Source organism: Heliomarina baculiformis (assembly GCF_019966545.1).
In the GTDB taxonomy this organism is placed as follows: Bacteria; Pseudomonadota; Alphaproteobacteria; order Rhodobacterales; family Rhodobacteraceae; genus Heliomarina; species Heliomarina baculiformis.
The window spans coordinates 316,299-333,661 of the sequence record NZ_JAIMIC010000001.1 but is presented as its reverse complement, the minus strand read 5'-3'; the positions used below and the strand labels follow the sequence as shown (position 1 = coordinate 333,661).

The 17,363-nt window shown below is 58.3% G+C and carries 21 protein-coding genes and 1 tRNA gene; 15 read left to right on the top strand and 7 right to left on the bottom strand.

Annotation, left to right across the window (positions count from 1 at the left end; translation table 11 throughout):
• Positions 1-36: 36 nt before the first annotated feature.
• The 7 genes from MF268_RS01635 (at position 37) to MF268_RS01605 (ending at position 4,807) form a co-directional block, all read left to right on the top strand.
• Entirely contained in the window at positions 37-630 is a 594-nt protein-coding gene (locus tag MF268_RS01635) for a riboflavin synthase (RefSeq protein WP_238369164.1), read from the top strand.
• Entirely contained in the window at positions 630-1,202 is a 573-nt protein-coding gene (locus tag MF268_RS01630) for a hypothetical protein (protein ID WP_238369163.1), read from the top strand. Before MF268_RS01635 ends, MF268_RS01630 begins: the two co-directional genes overlap by 1 nt.
• Positions 1,203-1,327: 125 nt before the next feature.
• On the top strand, positions 1,328-2,449 hold the full coding sequence (gene ribB / locus MF268_RS01625) for a 3,4-dihydroxy-2-butanone-4-phosphate synthase (protein WP_238369162.1): 1,122 nt from the start codon (positions 1,328-1,330) through the stop codon (positions 2,447-2,449).
• 1 nt (position 2,450) lies between these two features.
• Positions 2,451-3,002: a 6,7-dimethyl-8-ribityllumazine synthase gene (locus tag MF268_RS01620; protein ID WP_238369161.1), complete on the top strand. Its 552-nt coding sequence runs from the start codon at positions 2,451-2,453 to the stop codon at positions 3,000-3,002.
• On the top strand, positions 2,999-3,478 hold the full coding sequence (gene nusB / locus MF268_RS01615; protein WP_238369160.1) for a transcription antitermination factor NusB: 480 nt from the start codon (positions 2,999-3,001) through the stop codon (positions 3,476-3,478). The genes MF268_RS01620 and nusB overlap by 4 nt, the downstream gene beginning before the upstream one ends.
• Before the next feature lie 157 nt (positions 3,479-3,635).
• On the top strand, positions 3,636-3,947 hold the full coding sequence (locus MF268_RS01610) for a hypothetical protein (protein ID WP_238369159.1): 312 nt from the start codon (positions 3,636-3,638) through the stop codon (positions 3,945-3,947).
• Between the two features lie 395 nt (positions 3,948-4,342).
• Positions 4,343-4,807: an MmcB family DNA repair protein gene (locus MF268_RS01605; RefSeq protein WP_238369158.1), complete on the top strand. Its 465-nt coding sequence runs from the start codon at positions 4,343-4,345 to the stop codon at positions 4,805-4,807.
• On the opposite strand, the gene MF268_RS01600 is transcribed toward MF268_RS01605, so the two are convergent.
• A complete protein-coding gene (locus tag MF268_RS01600; RefSeq protein WP_238369157.1) occupies positions 4,797-4,985 on the bottom strand; it encodes a DUF6324 family protein in 189 nt (62 codons plus the stop codon). The genes MF268_RS01605 and MF268_RS01600 overlap by 11 nt on opposite strands.
• An 80-nt stretch (positions 4,986-5,065) precedes the next feature.
• Between MF268_RS01600 and MF268_RS01595 the strand changes: the two genes are divergently transcribed.
• On the top strand, positions 5,066-5,548 hold the full coding sequence (locus tag MF268_RS01595) for a GNAT family N-acetyltransferase (protein ID WP_238369156.1): 483 nt from the start codon (positions 5,066-5,068) through the stop codon (positions 5,546-5,548).
• A gap of 61 nt (positions 5,549-5,609) precedes the next feature.
• Positions 5,610-5,686: transfer RNA gene (locus MF268_RS01590), tRNA-His, on the top strand.
• 30 nt (positions 5,687-5,716) lie between these two features.
• Here MF268_RS01590 and MF268_RS01585 read toward each other — a convergent pair.
• Entirely contained in the window at positions 5,717-6,028 is a 312-nt protein-coding gene (locus MF268_RS01585) for a DUF6476 family protein (RefSeq protein ID WP_238369155.1), read from the bottom strand.
• Between MF268_RS01585 and MF268_RS01580 the strand changes: the two genes are divergently transcribed.
• The 4 genes from MF268_RS01580 to pssA all read left to right on the top strand — a co-directional run bounded on the left by MF268_RS01580 (position 6,027) and on the right by pssA (position 9,735).
• Positions 6,027-7,061 carry an RluA family pseudouridine synthase gene (locus MF268_RS01580; protein WP_238369154.1) on the top strand — a complete coding sequence of 345 codons (1,035 nt, stop codon included), beginning with the start codon at positions 6,027-6,029 and terminating at the stop codon, positions 7,059-7,061. The genes MF268_RS01585 and MF268_RS01580 overlap by 2 nt on opposite strands.
• A 171-nt stretch (positions 7,062-7,232) precedes the next feature.
• The gene (rpoH, locus tag MF268_RS01575; RefSeq protein ID WP_238369153.1) at positions 7,233-8,129 is read left to right on the top strand and encodes an RNA polymerase sigma factor RpoH; all 897 of its coding nucleotides are present in this window, start codon (positions 7,233-7,235) and stop codon (positions 8,127-8,129) included.
• A 135-nt stretch (positions 8,130-8,264) separates the two neighbouring features.
• Positions 8,265-8,957 carry a phosphatidylserine decarboxylase gene (locus tag MF268_RS01570; RefSeq protein WP_238369152.1) on the top strand — a complete coding sequence of 231 codons (693 nt, stop codon included), beginning with the start codon at positions 8,265-8,267 and terminating at the stop codon, positions 8,955-8,957.
• Position 8,958: 1 nt separating this feature from the next.
• Positions 8,959-9,735: a CDP-diacylglycerol--serine O-phosphatidyltransferase gene (gene pssA / locus MF268_RS01565; RefSeq protein ID WP_238369151.1), complete on the top strand. Its 777-nt coding sequence runs from the start codon at positions 8,959-8,961 to the stop codon at positions 9,733-9,735.
• A gap of 8 nt (positions 9,736-9,743) precedes the next feature.
• On the opposite strand, the gene MF268_RS01560 is transcribed toward pssA, so the two are convergent.
• Positions 9,744-10,925, bottom strand: a complete 1,182-nt coding sequence (locus MF268_RS01560) for a dipeptidase (RefSeq protein WP_238369150.1) — start codon at positions 10,923-10,925, stop codon at positions 9,744-9,746.
• A 113-nt stretch (positions 10,926-11,038) separates the two neighbouring features.
• On the opposite strand from MF268_RS01560, the gene MF268_RS01555 reads away from it, so the two are divergent.
• Both MF268_RS01555 and MF268_RS01550 read left to right on the top strand, forming a co-directional pair.
• Entirely contained in the window at positions 11,039-12,010 is a 972-nt protein-coding gene (locus MF268_RS01555) for a Gfo/Idh/MocA family protein (RefSeq protein WP_238369149.1), read from the top strand.
• Between the two features lie 55 nt (positions 12,011-12,065).
• Positions 12,066-12,335 (top strand): DksA/TraR family C4-type zinc finger protein, encoded by a 270-nt coding sequence (locus MF268_RS01550; protein WP_238369148.1) that lies wholly within the window; start codon positions 12,066-12,068, stop codon positions 12,333-12,335.
• On the opposite strand, the gene MF268_RS01545 is transcribed toward MF268_RS01550, so the two are convergent.
• From MF268_RS01545 to MF268_RS01530, 4 genes are all read right to left on the bottom strand, one after another.
• Complete coding sequence (locus MF268_RS01545; protein WP_238369147.1) at positions 12,332-12,805, bottom strand: GNAT family N-acetyltransferase; 474 nt, start codon at positions 12,803-12,805, stop codon at positions 12,332-12,334. The genes MF268_RS01550 and MF268_RS01545 overlap by 4 nt on opposite strands.
• 2 nt (positions 12,806-12,807) lie before the next feature.
• Positions 12,808-14,628 carry a M3 family oligoendopeptidase gene (locus MF268_RS01540; protein WP_238369146.1) on the bottom strand — a complete coding sequence of 607 codons (1,821 nt, stop codon included), beginning with the start codon at positions 14,626-14,628 and terminating at the stop codon, positions 12,808-12,810.
• 91 nt (positions 14,629-14,719) lie between these two features.
• Entirely contained in the window at positions 14,720-16,309 is a 1,590-nt protein-coding gene (locus MF268_RS01535) for an ATP-dependent DNA ligase (RefSeq protein WP_238369145.1), read from the bottom strand.
• Entirely contained in the window at positions 16,306-17,319 is a 1,014-nt protein-coding gene (locus tag MF268_RS01530; RefSeq protein WP_238369144.1) for a ligase-associated DNA damage response exonuclease, read from the bottom strand. The genes MF268_RS01535 and MF268_RS01530 overlap by 4 nt, the downstream gene beginning before the upstream one ends.
• Positions 17,320-17,363 lie beyond the last annotated feature (44 nt).

Here is a 17,363-nt window from a genome sequence, read left to right as displayed (position 1 = left end):
TACGTGATGAAGGACAGAGATTAAGGAGTAATTTGCATGTTCACGGGTATCGTCACCGATATTGGAACGGTCGCGGAACTGGATCAGCAGGGCGATCTGCGGGCGCGGATTTCGACGTCTTACGATACCTCCCGCATCGACATGGGGGCATCGATCGCCAGCGATGGCGTCTGCCTTACGGTGGTTGATCTTGGACCTGACTGGTACGATGTGCAGATCAGTGCCGAGACCGTGTCAAAGACGAATATCGGCAAGAATGGCTGGAAGGTCGGCAAACGGCTCAACCTCGAACGTGCACTCAAGGTCGGTGATGAATTGGGCGGCCACGTGGTGTCGGGGCATGTGGACGGCACCGCCGAAGTGCTGGATATCCGGGACGAAGGCGACAGCACGCGTTTCACCTTTCGCGCCCCGCGCGAGCTTGCGCGTTTCATTGCGCCGAAAGGGTCGGTGGCGTTGAACGGTACGTCGCTGACCGTGAACGAGGTTTCGGATTGCGATTTCGGCGTCAATCTCATCCCTCATACCAAGGAAGTGACGACATGGGGCGAGGTGGCTGTCGGCGACGCGATCAACCTCGAGATCGACACCTTGGCGCGCTATGTCGCGCGGCTGAAGGAGATGGAGTGATGGCGGGTATCGGTCACAACAACGGTCCGGCAATGGAGCGGGGTCACACGTGGCGCAGCTATCAGTGGCGGCGCGCTCAGCAGAAACTGATGCCCAATACCATCCCGCTGATGATTGTGCGGATGCGGGTCAAACGCGCCGCAGAGCTCGGCCTCGATTACAAGACCTATGCGTCGATCCGGCAGACGTCGGGGCAGGACATCATGGGGCTGCTGTTCTCTTCGAACGCGCTGCGGATCATGGCGAACGGGGCGAAGATGCCAGAAGATCGCAATCGTGCGCTCGAAGCGATCAAGTCGGCGCAGAAACTTTCACTCGTGCATCGACCGGTCCGGCCCGAGGATGCGCTTGCCGCCAATCCGGTCATCGACGCGACCGAAGCGGCACCTCTCTTTACCGACAGCTGGTCGGATATGCGGGCGCGGCTACAGAGTTTCATGCGGGCGCGGCGGTTGCCGGGCAATCAGGTGCTGGTGATCGGCGACGCGCCGCTTGAGGACAGCTGGACGGCAGCGGCCAAGGCTGGCGGGTATGTTTCTGCTGATCAATACTTTGACCAGCGCGCGGGATAGCATCGCGGCTGTGTAATTACGTTTGGTTTGGTCTGCATTGAAACACAGCATATCATCCGCTGAGGTCTGGCAATCGTTGCGGGGCTGGTTTATCTGCGCCGCACCCTGTCCTGAAAGGCTGCGCCATGAGTTTTGAAACCCCCGGTCCCGTCGAAGCCAATCTTCGCGATTCGATCAGCCCGATCGAGGAGATCATCGAAGAGGCGCGCAAGGGGCGGATGTTCATTCTGGTTGATCACGAAGATCGCGAGAATGAAGGTGACCTTGTTATTGCCGCAGAGTTTGCCGATGCGGCAGCGATCAATTTCATGGCGACCCACGGGCGCGGCTTGATCTGCCTGCCGATGACCGCTGAGCGTGTCGACAGCCTTGGATTGCCGATGATGGCGGTCAACAACTCTTCGCGTCACGAAACGCCCTTTACGGTGTCCATCGAGGCGCGGGAAGGTGTCAGCACAGGGATTTCCGCAGCCGACCGCGCCCTAACTGTGGCCACGGCGATCAATGAACAGAATACGATGGCGTCGCTGGCGACCCCGGGACATATCTTTCCCCTTCGCGCGCGCAGGGGCGGGGTGCTGGTTCGTGCCGGTCATACCGAGGCCGCTGTCGATATCTCGCGCCTTGCCGGGCTGAAACCCGCCGGTGTCATCTGCGAGATCATGAACCCGGACGGGACGATGGCGCGGCTGCCTGAGCTTGTCGGCTTTGCAGCCGAACATGGCCTGAAGATCGGGACGATCTCGGATCTGATCGCCTTTCGTAGCCGCAACGACAACCTCGTGGTCGAAACCAGCCGACAAAAGGTTCAGTCCGAATTCGGCGGTGAATGGGATATGCGGCTTTATACCGACCAGATCCATGGCATCGAACACGTGGTGTTGATCAAGGGCGATATCACCACGCCGGAGCCCGTCATTACCCGTACACATGCGATGCACGAAGCGTCTGACATTCTGGGCATCGGTCCGCGTTCGGTGCATGAGGTGCCACGGGCGATGGAAATCATCGCGCGCGAGGGGCGGGGCGTCGTCTGCCTTTTCCGCGAACCGCGCAAGACTCTCTATGCCCGCGAGGATGACGGGCCGCGTACGATCAAGCAGACCGGTCTTGGCGCACAGATCCTGTCCAAGCTGGGGCTGCACGAGCTGGTTCTGTTGACCGATTCCCCGCAAACCAAGTATGTCGGATTGGATGCCTACGGGCTTTCGATCATCGGCACCCGCCCCATCATGTCGGAGAGCTGAAATGGCCGGAACAGAAACACATTACATCCTGCCGCGTCCTGAATTCGACAAGCAGGTAAAGCTTCTGATCGTCGTCGCGCCTTATTACAGGGACATCGCCGACAACCTTGTCGCCGGGGCAAAAGCCGAAATCGAAGCGGTTGGCGCGAGTTGCGAGCTAATCGAAGTGCCCGGCGCGCTGGAAGTGCCGACTGCAATCGCGATTGCCGATCGCACCTCGAACTTTGACGGATTTGTCGCGCTTGGCTGTGTCATCCGGGGCGAAACTACGCATTACGATACGGTCTGCAATGACTCGAGCCGGGCTTTGCAACTGATGGGGCTGCAAGGTCTCTGCATCGGCAACGGTATCCTGACGGTCGAAAACAAGAAACAGGCCGATGTGCGTGCCGATCCCGAACAGCAAAACAAGGGTGGTGGCGCCGCAGCGGCAGCATTGCACCTGATCGCGTTGAGCCGTAAGTGGCGGGGCCAGTCGAAGGGCGTGGGCTTCAAGCCGTCCTCGGAATCCTACCGCATCGCTGGCAGCAATGACGGGAGCCAAAGCGCATGACATCGAACCAGACCCTGTCGGGCAATCAGAAACGCAAGATGAAATCCGCTTCCCGTTTCTATGCGGTGCAGGCGCTTTTCCAGATGGAGCATTCGGGGATGACGACAAAAGCCGTCATTCGCGAATTTCTCGACCACCGTTTTGGCGCCACTTACGAGGGCGAAGAGATGCTGGATGGGGATATCGGCCTGTTCAGGCAGTTGGTCGAGGATGCAGTGAATAACCAGGCGCTGATCGACCAAATGACCGATCGCGCGCTGGTCGCCAAATGGCCGATTGGGCGCATCGATCCGACATTGCGGGGGCTGTTCCGGGCTGCCGGTGCAGAGATCACCCAGACAAAGACGCCGCCGCGTGTCGTCATCTCTGAATTTGTCCAGATCGCCGGCGCTTTTTTCCCCGACGGCAAGGAAACGAAATTCGTCAACGCGGTTCTTGACCACATGGCGCGCGAGGCTCGGCCAGAGGCTTTCTAAAGCCGGGATAATGTGGGAGCGGAGAGGTAGTGGGTTCACGTCGATCCAAATAACGCAGCGGCATTCTGCCGCTTTCACAATTTTGCCCTTTTTTCGGACCGTCTACGCATTAGGTTGTAATCAAGACAGGTAAGATTTTACGAAAAAGGAGGCTGCCATGCCCGAACTCGTCAAACTCTACATGCGTCATACGGCCATCGGGTTCGCTATCGCGGGCGGTTTCGTGGCTCTCCTGCTAGGATTCGATGTGCAGAGCCTACGGTCGCTGATCTTTGGGTCCCAGGATGGTATGCTGGCTCTCTTCCTCTTGTGGTTCATGAATGGCATCGTTTTTGCCGGCGTGCAATTCGCCTGGGCCGTGATGTCGATGAGCGAAAACAACGAACCGCGCGGCGGGATGCGCCTACGTCTGCGCAGGGATGAGGTAGCCATTCCCGTCCGGGTCGAAGACAAGCGTCGGCCGTTCTGAGACCCTGAGCGATATAGAAATAGGACAAGGCGCGATGTGATGATCGCGCCTTTTTTGTTTTTCAGTCGTCTCGGGTGATCTGCCTTGGAAAAGGCGATGTGGCGGGACCACCGCAACCGTTAGGCTTTGATTCCCGAGGACCTGTGTATACAGGTGGGCACCAGGTAAACGGACCAGGATCCGAACAGAGCCAGTTCCCTCGGATTTGCTTAAGGCCACCGGAATGCTACCATTCACGGGAAGGGCAGAGCCCGCCATCGCTTGACATAGGCTGACGCGACGGGCGGGACAAGGGGCCAGTCAAAAAACTGTATCCCGCGCCGCTGTTCCTTCGTGTCATATATTGAACCGAGCTTGGACTTGAATTTTGTTCACGTATTGTTCATGTTTGGCGCATGAGCAATCTACTCGCCTCCGATATCAAGCCCGGCCAGCTCTTGGCGCGTGGCGTTGCCCGGTTCCTGCACGGGCACGGGTTTGTCTCCGTCGAAGAATTCGTACCCGCACGTGGATTGCGCGTCGATGTGATCGGATTGGGGCCCAAAGGTGAAATCTGGGTCATCGAATGCAAATCATCGCGCGCTGATTTCCAGTCGGATTTCAAGTGGCAGGGATATCTGGAATGGTGCGACCGGTATTTCTGGGCGGTTGATCAGGATTTCCCGACGGACCTTCTTCCGGACGAGACGGGGCTGATCATCGCGGACTCCTACGATGCCGAGATCATCCGCATGGCGCCCGAAGATAAGGTCGCACCGGCCCGCCGTAAGGTTATCGTTCAGAAATTTGCAACCCACGCCGCGCGGCGATTGCAGGCGCTGCGTGACCCGGTATTCGTAACGGGCGGGTTTACTTCCTGATCGACTGAGCGGCTTTGGCCGCTGCACGGATCTCTTCTGCGATTTCCTCGGCTTCGTCCGGTTCGAAATCCATTGGTATCTCGACACCCTGTGCTTCGACGAAAATGCGCACCATGCCTTTGTCCGTCGGTCCGATCTGAAGATTCGCCTCGACGTCGCGTTCGCTGTTGATACCCATGAGTCCCTCTCGCGTGAATAAGCGAGGGTGCTATCCCGCGTTGTCTTGAGAATCAAGCGGTCTTGGGTGTTTCATCCGGCATGTCCGCAGTCGTGATTCGATCCTTTGAGCCATCCGACGCCGAGTGGCTTGTTCAGCAGCATCGTGAGCTTTACGCGCGCGACGAAAGCTTTGACGACAGCTTTGGCGATCTGGTTGCGGAAATACTTGAGGATTTCGTCGCGACCCATAACCCGGACCGCGAGTCGGGCTGGATAGCCGAGCGCGACGGAGAACGGCTCGGCAGTATTTTTTGCGTGTCGCTCAGCGAGGAAACGGCAAAGCTGCGCCTGTTTCTCGTGACACCAGAAGTACGGGGAAGCGGGCTTGCGCAAAGACTTCTTGAGAAATGCACGGGGTTCGCGCGTGAAATCGGGTGCAGAGAAATGGTGCTGTGGACCCATGAAAGCCACCGCGCGGCTTGCGCGTTATACAGGCGCAATGGGTGGATGCTGATATCGAGCGTTCCGGCGCGCTCCTTTGGCGTTGACGTTGTGGAACAGCACTGGCGTACCGATCTTTGAACAGGAACTTGCGCTGGGGGACTTGCATTCGATTTGCGGCTTGAGTACATCGCCCCTCAGTGCCGCCTTAGCTCAGTTGGTTAGAGCGCTGGATTGTGGATCCAGAGGTCCCCTGTTCAAGCCAGGGAGGCGGTACCATCCTCAAAATACTAAGCGTACTTTACTCGGTCAGTCGGCTGTGACGTTTACGTTGACTGTTTGTGCTAGTTCACCGTTGCTGCGGTTGAAGATCAGGATACGCGTGCCGCCCTCAACGACGACGGCATACCAAGACGGTGTCATGGTAAAGGATTCGGCGGTTACACCATCGGGCAGGGTGATCGACTGAGGGACAACCGGAGCGCTGGCCGAGAAACGGATGACAAACAGCGCGACTATCACTAAAAGCCCGCCAATCATTACCGTCGTCAGTACCGTGACCAGCACCCGCAAGAGGCGCAGGTTGGCCGGTTCGGATTCCGTATTCAAAGGATCACTCATGGCCACCCGTCAGATTACCTTCGTTATCGCGGACAACCCGCCACCCCGCCTTGATAAGGCGCTTTCCCGGGATGTGCCAGACGAGGCAGCCCTGTCGCGTACGCGTATCGCGCGTTTGATCGAAGAGGGATCTGTGCAGGTAGACGGCGTCGCCGTGGTGAACGCGAAAGCGCGGGTCGAGGAGGGGGCTGAAATTTCCATCTCGCTGGAAGAGGCGGAGGAAAGCCACATCGGTCCTGAAGATATTCCGCTGGATGTGGTCCATGAAGATGATGACATGATTGTCGTGAACAAACCTGCGGGCATGGTGGTGCATCCGGCGCCCGGGACGCCTTCGGGTACGCTTGTGAATGCGTTGCTGCACCATTTCGGCGGAGAATTGTCCGGGGTTGGCGGGGTCAAACGTCCGGGCATCGTTCACCGGATCGACAAGGAAACAAGTGGCCTCCTCGTCGTTGCCAAGACCGATGCGGCGCATCACGGGCTTGCGGCGCAATTCGAAGCTCACAGTGTTGAGAGATATTACCAGGCCCTGTGTCACGGCGTGCCGGACGCGAACGACCCGCGCCTGCGCGGGGTCAAAGGCGCGCGCTTTGAAGCCGGAAACATCCTTTGCCTGACAACGCAACTGGCGCGTCACAAGACGGACAGACAGCGACAGGCGGTCCTGTTTCAGGGCGGACGCCATGCGGTGACGCGGGCGCGCGTTGTCGAACGCTTTGGAGCGCCGCCGGTAATCGCGCGGATCGAGTGCTGGCTTGAAACAGGACGGACGCATCAAATCAGGGTTCATATGGCCCATGCCGGGCACGGGCTGGTTGGCGACCCGGTTTATGGCGGTCGGCGGAAACTCCCCAAAGGCGCGCTGAGCGATGAAACCGCAGCGGCGGTACAGGCGTTTTCTAGACAGGCGCTGCATGCGGCGGTGCTTGGCTTTACACATCCGGTATCGGGTGAGGAGTTACGCTTTGAGGCGTCCTTACCCGACGATATGGCGCAGTTGATCGAGCAGCTAGAGACTGTGCAGAAATGACCACTGGATTGTGCGGGTCTGAAATGAACTTCCCATGTGTGTGAGAGCACATAGTTTCGGGTGTGTTTACCCGAAATTAAGGTACATATGTTGCCTGTCTCTTGAACCGCCTAGGCGGGCCACCCATATGGGATGTTAAGAGAATAAACATAAGCAAGGGGGACTAATCTCATGGCTAATTATGCAAATCTCCCGGCCCCGACCCCCGAAGGCGGTCTGAACCGGTACATGCAGGAAATAAGAAAGTTTCCGCTTCTCGAGCCTGAAGAAGAGTACATGCTTGCCAAGCGTTGGGTCGAAGAGCAGGACACCGAGGCTGCGCACAAGATGGTGACGTCGCACTTGCGGCTCGCGGCAAAAATCGCGATGGGCTACCGCGGCTATGGCTTGCCCCAGGCCGAAGTCATTTCCGAGGCCAATGTTGGTCTGATGCAGGCTGTCAAACGGTTTGACCCGGAACGCGGTTTCCGTCTCGCAACCTATGCGATGTGGTGGATCCGGGCATCGATACAGGAATACATCCTACGGTCGTGGAGCCTTGTGAAACTGGGCACAACCTCGGCGCAGAAGAAGCTTTTCTTCAATCTTCGCAAGGCGAAGGCCCGTATCGGCGCGCTTGAAGAGGGTGACCTGCACCCCGACAACGTAAAGCAGATCGCGACCGATCTTGGCGTGACCGAGGATGAAGTTATCTCGATGAACCGGCGCATGTCGGGTGGCGACGCGTCGCTGAACGCGACTGTCGGCTCTGAGGGCGAAGGCACGATGGAGTGGCAGGACTGGCTTGAAGACGAAGACGCCAATCAAGCCACGGATTACGAGGAACGCGATGAACTCGTCGCGCGCCGTGAGCTGCTCGCTCAGGCGATGAGTGTTCTGAATGATCGTGAGAAGGACATTCTGACTCAGCGCCGTCTGGCCGAGGAAAACGTGACGCTAGAAGATCTGTCCGCTGAATATGGTGTGAGTCGTGAGCGCATTCGCCAGATCGAGGTGCGGGCGTTCGAAAAGCTGCAAAAGGAAATGCGCGACCTTGCCCGTGAAAAAGGCATGTTGACCAAGGCATAAGCCAAGGCATCAATCGAATTATGGAAGGGCTGGCGGCAATGTCGCCGGCCCTTTCTTTATTGTGACATCGATATCCGTTGATCCCGTTCTAAGTGAACTGTAGCTAGGGGCACCCGAAGGAAAGGAACACCATCCGTGAAAATGCACGAAACATTCATCAAGCCGATGCACCCGGAAGGGCGACGCTTCGTGGCGATTTTCGCGGCGATCACGTTCGCGCTGTTCCTAATGTGGGAGCCGCTGGGCTGGATTGGCGTTGGTTTCACGGTCTGGTGCTACTATTTTTTCCGCGACCCGAACCGCAGCGTGCCAGTCCGTGATGGCCTGATCGTTTCACCGGCCGATGGGATCGTTTCGTTGATCGAGCCGGCCGTCCCGCCGGCGGAACTTGGACTCGACGATACGCCTTTGATGCGGGTCAGCGTTTTCATGTCTGTATTCAACTGCCATGTGAACCGTACGCCGATTGCCTCGACGCTCGAAAAAATGGCCTATAGGCCCGGCAAGTTTCTGAATGCATCGCTGGATAAGGCCAGCGAAGACAATGAACGCAACAGCCTGTTGCTGCGTCTCGACGACGGGCGTGTTTTGCCGGTGGTGCAGATCGCAGGGCTTGTGGCAAGGCGGATCGTACCATTTGTCAGCGAAGGCGAATTTCTTCAGACCGGTGAGCGTTTCGGTCTGATCCGGTTCGGCTCGCGTCTTGACGTTTACCTGCCGGAAGGGGTGTCGCCGCTGGTCGCGCTGGGGCAAACCATGGTGGCAGGAGAAACGGTTCTGGCCGATCTGACTGTCGATGAATCTGCGCGACAGGCACGGAGCGAATAGTTTGACCGAAGAGAATCTGACCGACAAACCCGCCAAAAGGAACCGTGCCATCGGACCGCTGTATCTGCTGCCGAACCTGATGACGCTGGGTGCGATCTGTGCCGGTATGACATCCATGCGGGCGGCGTTTGACGGGGATGTTGTCCTGTCGATGTCGCTGATCGTTCTGGCGGCCGTGCTGGACGGTCTTGACGGTATGATGGCTAGGCTTTTGAGCAGCGAAAGCGCGATTGGTGCCGAGCTGGACAGCCTTGCGGATTTTCTGAACTTCGGGGTCGCACCGGGGGTGTTGCTATATCTCTGGGCGCTGCAGGAGAGCCGTAGTGTCGGCTGGATCGCTGTTCTTATCTTTGGCATCTGCTGTGCGCTGCGTCTGGCTAGGTACAACGTGATGTCCCGGGCAGCCGCGCCGGGCACGCCGCGCAAGACTTTTTCCGGAGTGCCTGCGCCGGGCGGGGCGCTTCTTGTTCTGATGCCGCTGGTTCTGTCGCGTATCTTTCCCGAGATGAAGAGCACGGGCCTTACCCTGTTCACCGGCTTCTGGCTTTGTGCGGTCGGGCTGATGATGATTTCGCGTGTGCCGACACCATCGCTGAAGATGTTTCGCATTTCCCGCGACAAGGCGGCCTATCTGATGGTAGCGCTGATCGCGTTCGTTGCGGCGTTCTTTACCTGGCCCTGGCTGGTCGTATTGGCGACCGAGCTTGCCTACCTTGCACTGCTCGCGCGTTTTGCGTTTCGTCCTCCGGCACTTGAGACAGACGATACCAAGACCTGAGCGGCGAATTATTCTGCGGGAAGTCGTTCCCGCAGGACGCGCAGCATGTTTTCCCCCATGACCTTGGCGATCTGTGTCTGGTTCAAACCGGCGTCGAGCAGCGCACTCGTCAGGGCCGGCAGTTCGGATGTGTCAAAAGCGGTCTCGACCGAACCGTCGAAATCGGAGCCAAGCGAGACATGATCTTCGCCGACGGTTTCAATGGCTTTTACGATCATCGCGGCGATACCAGCCGGGTCGATGCGGCCACAGGCCACTTCGGCCCAGTAGCCCATGCCGATGACGCCGCCGGTTGCAGCGATCTCTTGCATCAGGTCGTCGGGAAAGTTGCGCTTGGCCGGGCAAAACCCGTGTATCCCCGAATGACTGACGACAAGCGGCATGTCGGTGATTGCCAATACATCGCGCGCAACCTGTGGGCTTGAATGCGCAAGGTCGAGGATCATGTTCCGCTTTTCAACTTCGGCAACGACGGAGCGGCCGAATTCGGTCAGTCCAGTATCGCTCTCGCCGTGCAATGAGCCTCCCAATTCGTTGTCAAAGAAATGCTGAAGGCCGACGATACGGTAGCCGGCCGCCTGAATGGCATCCAGGTTCTCAAGCTTGCCTTCGAGTGGATGAGCGCCCTCGATCCCCAAGATACCGCCGACCATGATGACGCCGCGTTCGCGCAGGTCGAGCATCGTTTCAAGGTCTTTACGCGTGCGGATGATTTTCAGCAGGTCCGGTGCACGGTTTTCGAATTCGCGAAGCTTTTGAGCCTGGTACAGCGCCCTTTGCAAAAGGCTGTCCCAAGTCCGAATGGGCCAGAGCTGGGCAATCGCCAAGGGCGTGATGTTATCGGCAGCTTCGGCAGAGTTGCTGTCGTAGTTCTGACCGGAGGGACTTTTCGTGACGGCCGTGAAAGCCTGTATCGCGACTCCGCCTTCGAGAAGGCGGGGGATATCGACCTGCCCATAGCTGCCATGGGCAAGCAAGTCGCGGTTCCACAAAAGGCTATCCGCGTGCCAGTCCCCGACGATCAGAGTGTCGTGAAGCGCGCGGGCCTCTGGGCTGACCGGGTAGGGATCGTGTTCGATGACCGAGTTTCGCGACCGCTCGACATATCCCGGACCAAAGTAGAGCAGCGCAATAACTGCCACCACGAGAACCAGGAGAATTCTTCCCAGCCATTTCCCAACACTGCGCATGCGAACATCACCCCAACTTTTTTCTCAGGCTATTGGGAATTGGGAAAAAGGCAATGGTTACGCGGGGGGAAATGCTTCACTCTATGCGGCAAGTAAAATGATGGAGCGCTGCGATGGCATTGAACTGGGGAATACTTGGCGGATCGGCCTTCGCGCTGGCGCAGATGGCGCCGGCAATTCATTCGGCCAAAGGAGCGCGTCTAACCGCTCTGGCGACGTCATCCAGCGATAAGGCATCGGCTTTTCAGGCGTATTTCCCGGACCTGCGCATACATCGGTCTTACGAGGAATTGCTTGAAGACTCGGACATCGACGCGGTCTATATTCCCTTGCCAAACACGCTCCATGTCGAATGGACCATGAAGGCTTTGCAGGCGGGCAAGCACGTGTTGAGTGAAAAACCGGTCGCGATGAAAGCGGCCGAAATTGATGCCCTGATTGTGATGCGTGACCGGACCGGGCTGCTCGCAACCGAGGCTTTTATGATTGCGCATCATCCACAGTGGCAGCGCACAAGAGCGCTGATTGTGGACGGAGCCATTGGCAAGCTGGTGCATGTGCAGGGCTTGTTCAGCTACAACAACGCCGATCAGCCCGGGAACATCCGAAATACGCCTGAAACGGGCGGTGGAGCGATACCTGATATCGGCGTCTATACCTATGGATCCACCAGGTTCGCCACAGGTGAGGAAATCACCACGATCACCCACGCGGATCTCGATTACGAGAACGGTGTCGATACGCTGGCGCGGGTAGAAGCGCGGTTTGAGACATTCTCGGCAAGCTGGGTGAATTCGATGCGGATGCACCCGGCGCAGATGATGAGTTTCGTGGGCGAAGCGGGGGTGATCCGGCTAAGCGCGCCTTTTAATGCGGGCGTGTTTGACGAGGCTCAGGTCGAACTGCATCATGGTGATAAGGTTGTTACCGTCGAACGGTTCCCGGGAGTCAATCACTACGTGCTACAGGTCGAGGCCTTTTGCCGATCGGTGGCCGAAGGCAAACCCTTTGCGTGGTCATTGGAAGACGCGCAGGCAACGCAATCGCTGATTGATGCCGTGTATGCCAAGGCCGGTGCGGACTGACGGTATTGGAAAGATCCAAGGTCAGCCTTACATTCAATTCTCAGGAGGATTGGTCATGGCAGGCGGATGGGCGCGCGATGGCGCTGTAAGCGAACAGATCGAAGATTCTATCAACGACGAACTGGCGCGGATGAAATCGCGGCGCGGGCCGTCGGGCGAAAGCCTGACCCATTGCGCCGAATGCGAAGAACCCATCCCGGAAAAGCGTCGTATCGCTTTGCCGGGCGTGAAGCTGTGCATCGACTGCCAGCAGGAACGCGATGGCTCTTACAAGGCGCGAGGCGGTATCAATCGGCGCGGCAGCAAGGACAGCCAGCTGCGTTAGGTCAGCGCCAACCGCATGACATGCTGCGGTCCTTGATCACCGCCGAGGTAAAGTTCACCCGTGTCGCTAAAACCGCTGGAGATGTAGCACCTGATCGCGCCCGCATTGGCCGTATTGACCGTGAGGGCGAGACTGGTGGCCTCGGGATAGTGCTTTTTCAGAAACGCGGGCAGGGCACGCAAACTTTGGCTGGCAACGCCTTTTCCCTGCTGAGCGGTTTCAAGCATGACCGTGCGCAGTCCCAGTTCGCCCGGTAGGGCAAAATCGTGCTCGCGCCGGTAATCGAGGTCGATCTTGAAGAACCCCACCGGGTTTCCATCGAGCTCGATGGCGTAGAAATCAAGCGTGGGGCTGGGCGAGGCAAAAGCGTCTTCGACCGTGCCGGAAAAACGCACCTGTTCCGGTGCGACCGCGATATGGGCGACCTTGTGATAGTCGCCCGGCCCAATCGGGCCGAACGAGATCTGCATTTTCAGTCTTCCATCGCTTCCAGTTCGTCGATGAAGCCCGAGATCATGTCGAGTCCCTTGTCCCAGAATTTCGGATCCGAGGCATCGAGACCGAAGGGGGCTAGAAGCTCTTTATGATGCTTGGAGCCGCCCGCGCGAAGCATGTCGAAATACTTTTCTTCGAAGCCTTCGTTGCCTTCCGCATAGACAGAGTAGAGCGCATTCACGAGACCGTCGCCAAAGGCGTAGGCATAGACGTAGAACGGCGAGTGGACAAAATGCGGCACGTAGCACCAGAAGGTTTCGTAGCCGTCCATGAACTCGAACGCTGGCCCAAGGCTTTCACCCTGCACGCTCATCCAGAGGGCATTGATGTCTTCGGGCACCAGTTCTCCGCTGCGGCGGGCGTCATGCAGTTTACATTCGAAATCGTAGAAGGCGATCTGGCGCACGACCGTGTTGATCATGTCCTCGACCTTGCCAGCCAGCATGACCTTGCGCTCGGCATTCGTCTTGGCGTTGTCCAGCATCTTACGGAAGGTCAGCATCTCACCAAAGACCGAAGCTGTCTCTGCAAGCGTCAGAGGTGTTGAAGACAGCATCTCGCCCTGACCAGCGGCCAGAACCTGATGGACGCCATGACCCAGTTCATGGGCCAGCGTCATCACATCTCGCGGTTTGCCGAGGTAGTTCAGCATCACGTAGGGATGAACCTCGGTCACGGTCGGATGGGCAAAGGCCCCGGGTGCTTTGCCGGGTTTTACACCCGCATCGATCCAGCCCTTGCGAAAGAACGGCTCGGCAATCTCGCCCATGCGCGGATCGAAAGCGTTATAGGCGGACATGACCATTTCTTCGGCCTCGCTCCACGTCACCGTGCGTTCGGTCTGCATCGGCAGCGGGGCGTTTCTGTCCCACACCTGCATCTTGTCGAGACCCAGCCATTTACGCTTCAGCTCGTAATAGCGGTGGCTGAGTTTCGGATAGGCGTTGACCACGGCAGTGCGCAGCGCCTCGACCACCTCGGGTTCGACATGGTTGGAGAGGTGCCGACCGGTTTGCGGGGTGGGCATGCCACGCCAGCGGTCCAGAACCTCTTTTTCTTTGGCCTGCGTGTTGTGGAGGCGGGCAAAGGTCTTGATGTTGTCGGCAAAGACATCGGCCAGCTCGCGTGCGGCGGCTTCGCGCTTGTCACGGTTCTGGTCGGTCAGCAGGTTCAGGGTGCCTTCGATGTTAAGCGGTTCGCCATCGACCATGAATTCGAGACCGGCGATGGTTTCGTCGAAGAGCCGCTCCCATGCATCGCCGACCACGCCGAGATCGTGCAGGAATTTTTCCAGCTCGTCGCTCAGCTGATAGGGCTTCATCGAGCGGATGCGGTCAAAGACCGGCTTGTAGCGCGCGAGGTCCTGATTTTCAGCAAAGAGCTTGTCGAGGTGACCGTCGTCAAGACGGTTCAATTCGAGCGTGAAGAACACCAGCGGCGTCGTGAAATTGGTGATCTTTTCCTGCATGTCCGACAGGAACTTGGCTCGGCTCGCGTCGGTCGTGAGCTGGTAATAGCGCAGACCTGCAAAGGACATGACACGACCGGCCACGGCGTTGATACGCTCATTGCGCAGCACGCAGTCGAGCATGCCCTTGGCATCCAGTTCGGCCAGCTTGCCTTCGTAATCCGTCGCGAAAGACGCGCAGGCCTGCTCGAGCCAGTCGAGATCACGCTTGAGTTCCGGCGCGTCGGCGTCGCTGTAAAGATCGGTCAGATCCCATTCGGGCAGGTCGCCAAGGTTCTTGTCACCACCGGCGGCATTTGCATCACGGACAGGGAAGGGCAGCTGAAACATCTGAATCCTCTTTCATCGTTCGTCCAACATCTAGTCGCCACCGGATCGGATAACAATGGCGCGTGGCTTGGGGTTAAATAGAAGGAAAGGGTTAACCGTAAATGGCAAGCATTTCCTTGAGGTCATCGAGCGTATTCGCTTCTTGCAGGGGTTTGTCCTGACGCCATCGGGAGATACGCGGAAAGCGCAATGCGACGCCGGACTTGTGGCGCGGACTGGCGTGGATGCCTTCGAAAGCGATTTCAAAGACATGCTCGGGTGTCACCTGTCGCACGGGACCGAAACGCTCCTGCGTATTCTTGCGGACCCAGGCGGTAATTTTGCGGAATTCTTCATCGCTCAGCCCGGAATAGGCTTTCGTGAACGGCACGAGATCATCGCCGTTCCAGACCGCAAAGGTGAAATCGGTGAAAAGATTGGCCCGACGTCCGCTTCCCGATTGCGCATAGATCATCACCGCGTCGATGGTCAGCGGGGCGAGTTTCCATTTCCACCAGTCGCCTTTTTTACGGCCAGCCAGATAGGGACTGTCGTTGCGCTTGAGCATGAGGCCTTCGGCCCGGTTGTCCCGGGCCGTTTCACGGATTTCGCCAAGCTCGTCCCACGCGGCAAATGGCAGTCGCGGGGAAAGGCGAAGGGGCGCTTCCTCCGGCAGCTGATCAAAGATCGTGGCCAGTTTCGCACGGCGATCCTCAAGCGGCCGCTGGCGCATGTCTTCGCCCGCGAATTCAATCAGATCGTAGGCATAAAGCACTACGGGTAACTCACTGAGCATTTTGCGCGAGACCGATTTCCGACCGAGCCTTTTCTGCAGGGCGTTGAATGGTTCGGGTCCATCATTCCAGACGAGAATTTCGCCGTCCAATACCGTGCCTTCGGGCACAAAATCCTTGGCGCGGGAAAACTCGGGGAAGGTGTCGGTGATCAGTTCTTCGCCGCGTGACCATAGATATTGCTCGCCGCCGCGCAGGATCAGCTGGCCGCGAATGCCATCCCACTTCCATTCCGCATGCCAGTCCTCGGGCGATCCCAGCGCGTCGGGCTCGTCTTCCAGTGCGTAAGCAAGATAGAACGGGTAGGGCCGGGAGTTGTCGGTCGAGCCGTCTTCGGATTCGATCAGGTCATGCCAGCTCGTGTCGTCCGGGGTCCAGTTGCCCATGAGGCGATGCGCAAGTTCGGGCTCGGGTTTGCCGGTTGCCTGTGACAGGGCGCGGGTCATTAGTTTCTGGCTGACGCCAATGCGGAAACCGCCAGTTATCAGCTTATTGAACAGAAACCGCTCGGTCGTGTCCAGCTTGTCCCAGGCGTCGAGAATGATGGTTTTGCGCGTTTCTTCGGGCTGTTGCGCCAGATCGCGCAGCCTATTGATCCATTCCGTCAGGCTGAGGTCGAGCGCCGCATCCGGTTCCGGTAGTAATAGCGCGATGGTTTCCGCCAGATCCCCGACCACCGGGTAACATTCTTCGAGAAGCCAGAGCGGTAAACCCGCTTTTTCCGCAGCCCACTCCCTGAGACGGGTGGTCGTGATCGCCCGCTTCGGTCGGCGGCCGGAAAAGAGAGCTATCGTCCACAACCTGTCGTCATCCGGAGCTTCCTGAAAATAGGATGCGAGGGCCGCCACCTTCACCGTTGTTTTGGTGCTGCCGTCTATTTCCCTGAATAGCCTTGCGAAGCGTTTCATTCGGCCTCTGCGCCTTCTGCCGCTTCGCCTTCGTATTCGGTGCTGACGATACCTGCGTTCAGGCCGCGATCCTTTAGCCAGCGCGCGAAGATGTCTGTGTAGCCATGCGTGACAAAGACATTCTCGGCGCCGGTCTCGGTCACCGCGCGGTTAAGCCCGTCCCAGTCGGCGTGATCCGAGATGACAAAGCCTCGGTCCACCGAACGGCGACGGCGCACACCGCGCATCTGCATCCAGCCGCTGGCAAATCCTGTAGATACCTTGCCAAACCGCCGCGCCCATGTGCTGCCAAGTGCGCCGGGAGGCGCGATGACAAGCGCGTCGGGATATTCCGCGCCCTTCGTGTCGGGCTGGACCAGAATCGTGTCGGGTAGCGTGTAGCCCTGTTCGCGCAGGATTGCCGTGGTGTTTTCAACCGCACCGTGGCTGAGAATAGGGCCTATGTCCGAATCAAGCAGCGACAAAAGGCGTTGTGCCTTGCCAAGGGAGTAGGCGCCCAGCATCGGAGTAATCCCGTTGGCTATCGCGTGGCGCCACCAATCATTGATCTGAACCGCGACCTCTTCCTGCGCCTGCCAATGAAATATCGGCAGGCCAAAGGTGCTTTCGGTCACAAAGCTGTGGCACTTGACGGGTTCAAAAGGCTCGCTCAGCCCGTCGGGTTCGAGCTTGTAATCACCAGAAACGACCCAGATCTCGCCGTCCACCTCGACGCGTATCTGTGCTGAACCCGGGACGTGACCTGCGGGATGAAAAGATACCTTGGCCCCGTCAATGTTGCGGGTTTCCCCGTAGCATATCGTTTCGAGCCGAATGCCGCCGAGGCGATGTTTCAGGATCGGGGCGGCGGCTTGCGTGGCGAGGTATCGGTTGTGACCGTCGCGCGCATGATCCGCGTGACCATGGGTGATCAGCGCCCGGTCAACCGGTCGCCAGGGATCGATATAGAAATCCCCGGCGGGGCAATAGATCCCGCGATCCGTGAAAGTAAGAACTTGCGACTTGCTCATGCGCCAAACCTAGGTCGCCGCATGTGCAGAGCAATCCCGGAGAT